The following is a 2,885-nucleotide window of genomic DNA, read 5'->3' as shown; positions in this document are numbered from 1 at the left end:
GCGCATATCTGCGGCGCGCATGGCGGCGATCTGATTGCCGAACTGGTGCTGGCCATGACCAAAGGCGCAACCGTCTCCGAGGTCGCCGCCACCTGTCACGCACACCCGGCCATGGGCGAGGCGGTCAAGGAAGCCTGCCTTGACGCCCTGGGCCGCGCGATCCACGCCTAAGGGAGCCTGCCAGATGACCATCCAGCTTCGCCCCCGCCACCCGGAAAAGGCCAAGAAGGCCGACAGTGTCATTCCGCGCAAACCGAAATGGATTCGCCGGAAAAAGGTCGAAAGCGCGGAATATTACGAAACCCGCCGCCTGATGCGCGAGCATGATCTGGCCACGGTCTGCGAAGAGGCCGCCTGCCCCAATATCGGCGAATGCTGGTCCAAGCGCCACGCCACCATGATGATCATGGGCGAGGTCTGCACCCGCGGCTGTTCCTTCTGCAACGTGGCAACCGGGCGGCCCGACGCGCTGGACGTGTTCGAACCGGGCCGCGTCGCGGCAGCGGTCAAAAAGCTGGGTCTGCGCCATGTGGTGATCACCTCGGTTGACCGGGACGATCTGGCAGATGGCGGGGCGGACCACATCGCCCAGACCATCCGCGCCGTGCGCCACCAGAACCCCGGCACCACGGTCGAGGTCCTGACCCCCGACTTTCTGGGCAAGGGCGAGGCCGCCGCCGCAGTTTTCGAGGCCGCACCGGATGTCTTCAACCACAATCTGGAAACCGTGCCGCATCTGTATCCGACGGTCCGCCCCGGCGCGCGCTACTATGCCTCGCTGCGACTGCTGGATGATGCCAAACGCGCGAACCCTGAAATCTTCACCAAATCCGGCCTGATGGTCGGGCTGGGGGAAACCCTGAACGACGTGCGGCAGGTGATGGATGACCTGCGCGCGGCGCAAGTCGATTTCCTGACCGTCGGACAGTACCTGCAACCAACCCCGAAACATCACCCGATTGACCGGTTCTGGTCACCGGAAGACTTCGCCCAGCTAGAGCAGATCGCGCGCTCCAAGGGCTTTTTGCACGTGTCGGCCACTCCGTTGACCCGTTCCTCGTTCCACGCGGACGAAGACTTTGCCGCCCTCAGGCAGGCCCGCCAGCGGGCCCTCGCCAACGGGGCATAAACCGAACGCTATTGGGAGGGAAACCATGGAAGCGTTAAATTCAATCGTAGGAGCCATCAATGGCGTCGTATGGGGGCCGGTGATGCTGGTCCTCATCCTTGGCGTCGGCTTCTTCTTGCAGGTCGGGCTGAAATTTATGCCGATCCTGCGCATCGGCACCGGCTTCAGCCTGCTGTTCAAGGGCCGCGAGGGTCAGGGCGAAGGGCAAATCAGCCCGTTCAACGCGCTGATGACCTCGCTGTCGGCGACCATCGGTACGGGGAACATCGCCGGTGTGGCCACTGCTGTCTTCCTGGGCGGTCCGGGCGCCTTGTTCTGGATGTGGATGACCGCCCTGGTGGGCATGGCCACCAAATATGCCGAGGCCGTCTGCGCCGTGAAATACCGTGAAAAAGACGAGCTGGGCAACTATGTCGGCGGTCCGATGTACTACATCAAGAACGGTCTTGGCGCGAACTGGGCCTGGCTGGGCGTTGCCTTTGCCCTGTTCGGTGCCATCGCGGCCTTCGGCATCGGCAACGGTGTACAGGCCAACGGTGTGGCGCAGGTTCTGGAAGCGAACTTCGGCGTGAACACCTCGGTCACCGGTGTTGTTCTGATGGTCCTGACAGCAGCCGTTATCCTGGGTGGTATCACTCGTATCGGTGCAGTTGCCGGCAAACTGGTTCCGGCCATGGCAATTGCCTACATCGTCGCTGGCCTGCTGGTTCTGCTGATCAATATCGGCGAGATTGGCAATGCGCTGTCGCTGGTCTTCACCTATGCCTTCACCCCGTCAGCCGCCGAAGGTGGCTTTGCAGGTGCAGCTGTCTGGGCCGCCATCCGCTTTGGTGTGGCACGCGGTGTGTTCTCGAACGAAGCTGGTCTGGGTTCCGCCCCGATTGCACACGCAGCGGCCGAGACCAAAGGTCCCGTCAATCAGGGCCTGATCGCAATGCTGGGCACGTTCATCGACACCATCATCGTCTGCTCGATCACCGGTCTGGCGATCATCTCGACGGGCGCATGGACATCGGGCGAATCCGGTGCGGCTCTGACCTCGCTGGCATTTGCTACATCCCTGCCGGGCGGTGGTCACCTGATCGCAATCGCTCTGTCGATCTTCGCCTTCACCACCATCCTTGGCTGGTCATTTTACGGCGAAAAATGTGTCGAGTTCCTGCTGGGCGTGAAATCCCTGATGCCCTACCGCGTGCTGTGGATCATCGCGATCTACTTCGGCGCAACGGCGGATCTGGGCTTCATCTGGCTGCTGGCTGACACGCTGAACGCCATGATGGCCATTCCGAACCTGATCGCCCTGGCCCTGCTGAGCCCGGTCGTCTTCAAACTGACGAAAGAGTTCTTTGCTTCGGGCGGCGACTCGGAAGAACCCGGCGGTATGCCTGCCGAATAATTCCAGCCCAAAACAGACGCGAGGGGCCATCCCGGTCCCTCGCATTTTCCCTGACATTCAAATCTCGAGGAGATGCGTGATGGCCACGAAAATCCTGCTGCCGATTGACCATACCGATGACCGATCCTGGAAACAGGCGCTGCCGGTCGCTCTGGAACAGGCAAAATTCTATGGTGCGGAACTGCACGCGGTCTCCGTCATCCCCGAGATCATCCAGTTGCCGAACCTGCCCGCCAACTATGGCGCTGGCGCCAAAGACCATGTGCGCAATGCCGTTCAGGCCATTCTGGATAATGGCAATGCCTCCGATGTGCCGGTGCATATCGAAGAAGGCAGCGTCTATCGCGAAATCCTCAAGCT

At 61.6% G+C, this 2,885-nt stretch carries 3 protein-coding genes and 1 pseudogene; all 4 read left to right on the top strand.

What is annotated here, in order from left to right; all coding sequences use genetic code 11:
* Positions 1 to 171, top strand: a pseudogene (locus tag MPJ51_RS12155) (dihydrolipoyl dehydrogenase); the annotation flags it as partial.
* A gap of 13 nt (positions 172 to 184) precedes the next feature.
* Positions 185 to 1,129, top strand: coding sequence for a lipoyl synthase (lipA, locus tag MPJ51_RS12150; protein ID WP_298386805.1), 945 nt, complete (start codon positions 185 to 187; stop codon positions 1,127 to 1,129).
* A gap of 25 nt (positions 1,130 to 1,154) precedes the next feature.
* Positions 1,155 to 2,525 (top strand): sodium:alanine symporter family protein, encoded by a 1,371-nt coding sequence (locus MPJ51_RS12145; RefSeq protein WP_298386802.1) that lies wholly within the window; start codon positions 1,155 to 1,157, stop codon positions 2,523 to 2,525.
* A gap of 79 nt (positions 2,526 to 2,604) precedes the next feature.
* The coding region (locus tag MPJ51_RS12140) for a universal stress protein (RefSeq protein WP_298386799.1) at positions 2,605 to 2,885 on the top strand (281 nt) is incomplete at its 3' end.

Origin of the sequence: Ruegeria sp., from assembly GCF_028066395.1 — a bacterium.
Taxonomy (GTDB): domain Bacteria; phylum Pseudomonadota; class Alphaproteobacteria; order Rhodobacterales; family Rhodobacteraceae; genus Ruegeria.
The sequence above is the reverse complement of the archived record's forward strand: the minus strand, read 5'-3'. Positions and strand labels throughout refer to the sequence as shown.

Bases quoted from the DNA above. Each gene is read 5' to 3' on its own strand.
- lipA (WP_298386805.1), top strand. From the start codon at position 185: ATGACCATCCAGCTTCGCCCCCGCCACCCGGAAAAGGCCAAGAAGGCC.
- MPJ51_RS12145 (WP_298386802.1), top strand. From the start codon at position 1,155: ATGGAAGCGTTAAATTCAATCGTAGGAGCCATCAATGGCGTCGTATGG.